Source organism: Microseira wollei NIES-4236 (genome assembly GCF_020521235.1).
Classification (GTDB): domain Bacteria; phylum Cyanobacteriota; class Cyanobacteriia; order Cyanobacteriales; family Aerosakkonemataceae; genus Microseira; species Microseira wollei.
Genome location: NZ_BLAY01000139.1, coordinates 20,827 through 27,419 on the forward strand (window position 1 = coordinate 20,827; position 6,593 = coordinate 27,419).

Consider the following 6,593-nt stretch of genomic DNA (forward strand, 5'->3'; position numbering starts at 1 on the left):
TTGGGTTATTGAGTGCGCTTCGCGCGCCGATCATATCTATGAGAAAACCCCTCCTCACCAAAACCAATTTTCCCACAAGCCTATTCGCTTGTTTGGGACTGGCAACCGCCTTAACGCTTTTGCTTGACAATAAGCCCGCACAAGCGTATAATATAACGTCACTAATTGCCCAGAATCCGGCGGCGACTCAGGCAACTCCACAAGCGACCCAGTTATATGTCAATCCAGTCACGGGTAACGATGGCAGTGGTAACGGTAGTGAGCAAGCGCCTTTCAAAACGATTACCCAGGCGCTGCGGATGGCGACGACCGGGACGGTGATTGAACTTGCTCCCGGAACTTATAACGCCGAAACGGGGGAATCTTTTCCAATTGAGTTAAAACCGGGGGTAATTATTCAAGGCGACCCCGCTACCAAAGGCCGCAATATTGTTATTAGGGGGGGCGGTTTCTACCTCAGTCGCACGTTCGCGAGGCAAAATATCGCGGTTTTAGGTGCCCAAGGAGCGGGTTTGGCGGGGGTGACGGTAACAAATCCTAACCGACGCGGCTATGGTTTGTGGATTGAATCTAGCTCGATGGTGGTGGCTGACAATTCTTTTATCGGCAATACTCACGATGGGATTTCGGTGACGGGTAACGGTGCGCCGTTGATTCGCAATAATTACTTTGCCGATAATGGGGCGAATGGGATCAGTATCTTCAATACGGCTCGACCGGAAGTGCGGGAAAATGGGTTTGAGCGGACTGGATTTGGGATTGCGATCGGGCAAAATTCCGCCCCCATAGTCGTTGGTAACCGCATCTCCCAAAATAAAGATGGGATTGTCGTTTATGGCAAAGCACAACCAGTTTTGCGGAACAATACGATTGAAGGCAATATCCGCGATGGGTTAGTTGCTAGTCAAGATTCTCGTCCCGATGTGGGAACGGCAAGACAACTCGGTGGCAATCTTTTTCGCAATAATCTGCGCTACGATATCAACACCACGGCGGCGAATCAAACTATATCCGCTTATGGCAATCAAATTGCCAGGGGAAGAACTGCGGGACGTTTGGATCTGGGAACTGGTGAGCAGCGTAGCACAGGCGTCTCGCCTGTGGGAGCTCTGGAGAATTATATTCAGCCATCTCCCAGGGTCAACTCCCCAACATCGATTGAAATTCCGGTTCCGCCGCCAGCTAGGGCGACTGCGCCTAGTAACAGAGTAACCAGGCGTCCAAGAGGGGGGCGGCGCGCTGCTGCCGCAAGGCGTCGCAATGTTCGCAGACTTCAAGATTTGCCTATCGCGCCGAGTGGAGTATTTCAATCCCCTCTCAGCAATGCGCGCCAACTTCCCCCACAGAGAGCGGCAGTTGAAATGCCGCGTCCGAATCGCGCACCCGAAACACCAACGCCTTTGAGGGATAGGCTGCCCAATTTAAGCGTACAGCCTGGGGTACTCCCAGGTCAGGGGCAGCCCAGTTTTGAGCGCCATCCGGGCAATTTGCCCCGTGTAGAAATACCGTCTAATTCGCCCCGTGCAGTGGGGGAACCGCTACCGCCTAATTCTACTGCTGCGGTGGGTCAGGGGTATCGGGTGGTGGTGTTGCTAGAAACCCTTGAGCAAGAGCGATTGTTGCGCCAGCTTGTTCCCGATGCGGTTCGCGTTCGTTCCCTCAACCGGATGGTAATGCAAGTTGGAGTGTTTCGCGATCGCTCTTCTGCCGAGCAAATGTTGCAAAAGATGAGCGGTAATGGTTTAAATGCCATGCTCGAAGAGTTATGAGGAATGGCAGCTAAGAGCGAAATATCTTTAAATAGCTAATTGCTAATTGCTAATTGCTAATTGCTCGCAATAATATCCGGAGCTACCATTAGCTATTAGCCATTAGCTATTAGCAGCCATAAAATCGAGCAACCGGCAATATATAAATTTATGGATTTGGTTATTTTTATCGGGTTGCAAGCTTCGGGGAAAAGTACTTTTTTTCGCACTCGTTTTGCCTCTAACCACGAGCTTGTTAGTAAAGATTGTTTCCGCAATAATAAAAACCCTTCTAGAAGGCAGGCACAGCTAATTGAAGCCGCATTGAAAGAGCGGCGATCGCTTGTTGTAGATAATACTAACCCCAGGATTGAAGACCGGGCTGCGATAATTCAATTAGGGCGGTTATACAATGCTGAAATTATCGGTTATTACTTTAAATCCCAGGTGAAGCTTTGTCTGGAACGAAACCAACAACGCGAAGGTAAGGCGCGAGTTCCGGATGTAGCGATTTACGCGACATTGCATAAGTTAGTAAAACCTTCTTATGCAGAAGGATTCGATAAATTGTTTTACGTTAGTATTGCGGGTAATGGCGCTTTTAAAGTACGCGAGTGGAGGGAAGAAGAGGTAAAAGATGGATAGCGATACTTTTGAGAAACAGATGCGCTCGCTCGAATATTTCCACTCGCTGCGCGTCTTACCAGGCGCGTGGACGGTAATTCGCGTTGATGGTCGCAGTTTCTCCCGATTTACCGAATCTCGATTTGAAAAGCCGTTTGATATTCAATTCCATAATTTAATGGTACAAACTGCTAAAGCGCTATTAGAAGAACTGCAAGGAATTTACGCTTATACTGAGAGCGATGAAATTTCGATTTTGCTGCCTCAAAATTGGGATTTATTTGACCGCAGTTGGGAAAAAATTGTTTCGGTTTCTGCTAGCATTGCCAGCGCTACATTTACCAACGTCGCCCAAACAATTGTGCAGTTTGATAGTCGGGTTTGGCTCGGTACAAATAAATCCCAGGTAGTGGATTATTTTAATTGGCGTCAAGCAGATGCAACCCGCTGCGCTTTGAATGGTTGGTGTTATTGGACATTACGTAAAGCTGGTGAAACTGTTGGCAAAGCGACTTCTACACTGGAAGGAAAGTCTGTGGGATTTAAAAATGAGTTGTTATTTCAACACGGAATTAATTTTAACGATTTACCCGCATGGCAGCGACGGGGAACGGGTTTGTACTGGGAAATTTACGAGAAAGAAGGATACAATCCGATTGAAAATAAAGCTGTTGTGACAAAGAGGCGGCGAATTAAGATAGATGATGAATTGCCGATGAAAGAAGCTTATGGAGAGTTTATTAGTCGGTTTTTGGATGTTGAATAGTCTCTATAACACAGTGACTGAGAGTCATACCGAATCCGTTTGCATCGGAATTATAGAAATTTTCAATGGTATCAACGATCCTGGTAGGGGCACGGCATTAATAGGTTTTGCGCTTAACGAAAAGGTTTTCTCTTGCCGTGCCCCTACAACCAATTTTAATCATTCAGATGCAACCGGAGACGATATCATATCTTAGTAGTAGTTTGGTCAGTGAAGGGAAAAGGAACTAAAACAATATTACCAAAGCTATAGGTCGTCATAGACAGCATCCTCTATATTATCCCAGATTTTCTCAAACGCTGGCTCGGCAAGTTTAGTGGCTGCCAAGGTTAAGGAAAGGTCTGCATTGCATTGATTGAGAAAATCGATGAAGTCTTCTACTTCTATCACCTTTTAAGGGGGTAGTTGGCGGATTTTTTCAAGGATTCTTTGCTCTAAGGTGTTGTAAGTTGCCATATGTTGAAATTTCCTCTTTCTCTTTATTATCGTTCTGCAACTGGTTAGTTGCGTTGAGTAGATCGCATGAGTTGAACTGCTCTAAGATTGTCTTGAGCCTGGACAAAGTTATGGTTAATTTGGAGTGCTGTTTGTAAGGCAGCGATCGCTTCGTCCAATTTCCCTTGCTGTGCCAACGCCGCGCCCATATTGTTGTAAGCAAGGGCATAGTTGGGGTCGAATTGAATGGCTTTTCGGTAGGCGGCGATCGCTTGATCTAATTGCTTTTGGATTCCCAGCGTCACGCCCAGATTGTAGTAAGCAACGGCATAGTTGGGATCGAGTTCGAGCGCTTTTCGCAAGGCAGCTAGCGCTTCGTCTAATTTTCCTTGGTCACTCAGCGCAGCGCCCAGATTGTTGTAAGCAAGGGCAAAGTTGGGGTTGAGTTGGATGGCTTTTTGGTAGGCGGCGATTGCTTGATCTAATTTTCCTTGCTCTTTAAGCACATTGCCCAGATTGTTGTAAGCATAGGCATTGTTGGGATTGAGTTGGATGGCTTTTTGGAAGGCGGCGATTGCTTGATCTAATTTTCCTTGCTGTGCCAACGCCGTGCCCAGATTGCTGTAAGCATCGGCATTGTTGGGATTGAGTTGGATGGCTTTTCGGTAGGCGACAATCGCTTCATCCAGTTTCTTCTGTTTAGCTAACACATAGCCTAGAAGAAAGTAGGTGCCAGCATCGTTCGAGTTGAGTTGGACAGCTTGGCGACAGGCAGTGACTGCCTCGTCTATTTTATTTTGGTCATCCAGCACATCGCACAGACGGCGGTAAGCTGTTCCATCGTTGGGGTTGAGTTCGATCGCTCTGCGAAAAATACGTTCTGCCTCAGAGAAATTGCCAGCTTCTCCAGCCGCATTCCCTTGCTGATATAATTGCTCGACACTCTGAGCGACTGCTATTTGAGGAGTTGCCAGCAGCGATAGAGTCACCAGTAGGGGTAAAAACCGAGTTAACATAGTTCAGTTTTTGGAGTAATGGGCAAGGTTTAGTCTCGCAATCCCAACCTTCAGACAAGGTGTGTCTGGTTGATTCACCAAAGATCGTGGATTGCCAATTCTATTGGGTGATATGGGTTATATTCCTCGGTTTATGCACATCTTCCGATTGGGAGCATGTCAACGAGAGTAGGTTGGGTTGAGGTACGAAACCCAACTCTGTCTGGCTGGTTGGGTTGAACGTAAGTGAAACCCAACCTACACAGAATAGCTAATTGCAAACCTGACATGCTCCCTTCCGATTTGCTCTCGCCCAATTTCTAGCAACACCACAGCTGCTTACAGCCAGTAAATCATATCACGACTGGCTCCAGTCTTCCCACTCTAGCCCTTCAATCCGGTTGAAATGACGTTGGTTGTGGGTAACAAGAACAAGATTATTCGCGAGCGCAACACCCGCAATCAAGAGGTCAATATCATCCACAGGTGTTCCATCACGTCGCAGAGTAGCGTAGATGTCTGCCGAGAGGGCGACCGACTGTTCTGTGAGAGGCAAGATGATGTTTTGGGCAGCAAATTCGAGAAACAAATTCAGTTGGTTTTGGGCATCACGATGTTTCAATCCACTGATGATTTCGTAGTAGGTGACGATGCTGAGGTTGATTTGAGCATGTTCGTTCAAATATGCCTCAAACCTAGAAACAACTGTTGGATTACCTCGGAAAAACATCGACAGAATATCCGGATCAACCAAAGCTGGTTTCACGATTTTGCCTCTGGGAGAATGCTTGTTGACGGCGTTGGGAAATGTCGTCCCAGAATTCGCTGTAGATATCATCGGGGAGATCGTTCCAGCAGCCTGCGAACTTCATAATAGAGTTGCGAGGAAAACTAGCTGGTTCTAAACGCAGCCGAAAAGCATGAATCAGGTTAAGCAGTTCGGTTAACTTGTCTTCTGGTATGTTCTGGATTTCTTCAACAACTTTGGCTCTTAGTTCTGAAACATTCATCAACTGCTCCTCTGGCTCAGGTTTATGGCTCTATTGTCGCATTTTTAATTTTTCTCTTACCTCTGCGTTCTCTGTGTCTGGAGTGGTATGCGCTGGCGCGCACGCTACGCGAACGTTTAATTAAATATTCCTCTAGCGCAAAGAGAGTAACTGAGCAATCAAAATTTTTCCACTTGGAGCGTTCGCGCCAGCTAGGGTATGCATATCGCCACCATTCGGTAAAGATTCGTAACCGACGCTTGACGGTTGTCCCCCATACCGCTATGATCTCTGTTTAAGGTTGCTCTAGTTCAACCACAGCAACCCTTGTCCAGCTAAAAATCTAGTACCGCTGCCCAATGCCGCTGAAGACGGCAAAGGACAGCTTGACCCCCAAACTGGAGTTAGCAGTCTGGAGGCTAATGGAGAATTTTAACATTTCTCTGTAGCCACCCTGCTTTGCGCTGCCTGCGGGGTGGCTAGATTTTTTGGTTTCCCATCCAAAAAACAGGAGAATATGTCATGGCAGAAGAGTTTTTGTCCGACTCTACCGGATCTGTGCGTCCTAATTCTGACTTTGGAGAACCAGAATGGGAAAAGGTGGATTTTAAAATTGTCAGTTCCCGCGAGGGAGTGATGGCAGAAATCCGCAAGTTTTACGTCATGGGATTTGCGACGGTAGACGAGTGGAGTCCCTTGATGCCAGTACCTAATTTGCCAGGTCGGTGGATGACTATTCTGACTCGCTACCGCAAACTAGGAACTACCGAATCATCGACTCGCTAGTCGGGACGATGAACTACCCCAACCTATAGACGGACGGGGTTTCTGCTCCCTCATCCGAAAAATGGCTAGGCTTTTGACTCTTCACTTGCTTCAGTTGCCGCATCGAACCAGTATGCTTGCGCCTACTCGTCGAATTGGTAGAGCTAAAACATCCGTAGTCTACGGTCGGGTGAGGTTCGAGAGTCACCCCTCTTCCCTCCCCTAAGAACCGTGCATGAGACTTTCGCGCTCACACGGCTCAAGCCTTATC

General features: G+C 47.4%; 8 protein-coding genes. 4 read left to right on the top strand and 4 right to left on the bottom strand.

Features of this window, described 5'->3' with window-relative positions:
• The first annotated feature begins 38 nt into the window (after positions 1–38).
• From MiSe_RS34415 to MiSe_RS34425, 3 genes are all read left to right on the top strand, one after another.
• On the top strand, positions 39–1,769 hold the full coding sequence (locus MiSe_RS34415) for a DUF1565 domain-containing protein (RefSeq protein ID WP_226588624.1): 1,731 nt from the start codon (positions 39–41) through the stop codon (positions 1,767–1,769).
• Positions 1,770–1,919: 150 nt separating this feature from the next.
• Positions 1,920–2,393: an AAA family ATPase gene (locus MiSe_RS34420; protein WP_226588626.1), complete on the top strand. Its 474-nt coding sequence runs from the start codon at positions 1,920–1,922 to the stop codon at positions 2,391–2,393.
• Complete coding sequence (locus MiSe_RS34425; protein WP_226588628.1) at positions 2,386–3,138, top strand: tRNA(His) guanylyltransferase Thg1 family protein; 753 nt, start codon at positions 2,386–2,388, stop codon at positions 3,136–3,138. The genes MiSe_RS34420 and MiSe_RS34425 overlap by 8 nt, the downstream gene beginning before the upstream one ends.
• A gap of 246 nt (positions 3,139–3,384) precedes the next feature.
• Here the strand turns inward: MiSe_RS34425 and MiSe_RS34430 are convergent, their stop codons facing one another.
• The 4 genes from MiSe_RS34430 to MiSe_RS34445 all read right to left on the bottom strand — a co-directional run bounded on the left by MiSe_RS34430 (position 3,385) and on the right by MiSe_RS34445 (position 5,578).
• On the bottom strand, positions 3,385–3,528 hold the full coding sequence (locus tag MiSe_RS34430) for a hypothetical protein (protein ID WP_226588630.1): 144 nt from the start codon (positions 3,526–3,528) through the stop codon (positions 3,385–3,387).
• A 110-nt stretch (positions 3,529–3,638) separates the two neighbouring features.
• The gene (locus MiSe_RS34435; protein WP_226588632.1) at positions 3,639–4,589 is read right to left on the bottom strand and encodes a tetratricopeptide repeat protein; all 951 of its coding nucleotides are present in this window, start codon (positions 4,587–4,589) and stop codon (positions 3,639–3,641) included.
• Positions 4,590–4,926: 337 nt separating this feature from the next.
• Complete coding sequence (locus MiSe_RS34440; RefSeq protein ID WP_226588634.1) at positions 4,927–5,334, bottom strand: type II toxin-antitoxin system VapC family toxin; 408 nt, start codon at positions 5,332–5,334, stop codon at positions 4,927–4,929.
• Positions 5,315–5,578 carry a hypothetical protein gene (locus MiSe_RS34445; RefSeq protein WP_226588636.1) on the bottom strand — a complete coding sequence of 88 codons (264 nt, stop codon included), beginning with the start codon at positions 5,576–5,578 and terminating at the stop codon, positions 5,315–5,317. Before MiSe_RS34445 ends, MiSe_RS34440 begins: the two co-directional genes overlap by 20 nt.
• Before the next feature lie 501 nt (positions 5,579–6,079).
• Between MiSe_RS34445 and MiSe_RS34450 the strand changes: the two genes are divergently transcribed.
• Positions 6,080–6,343, top strand: a complete 264-nt coding sequence (locus tag MiSe_RS34450; protein ID WP_226588638.1) for a hypothetical protein — start codon at positions 6,080–6,082, stop codon at positions 6,341–6,343.
• Positions 6,344–6,593 lie beyond the last annotated feature (250 nt).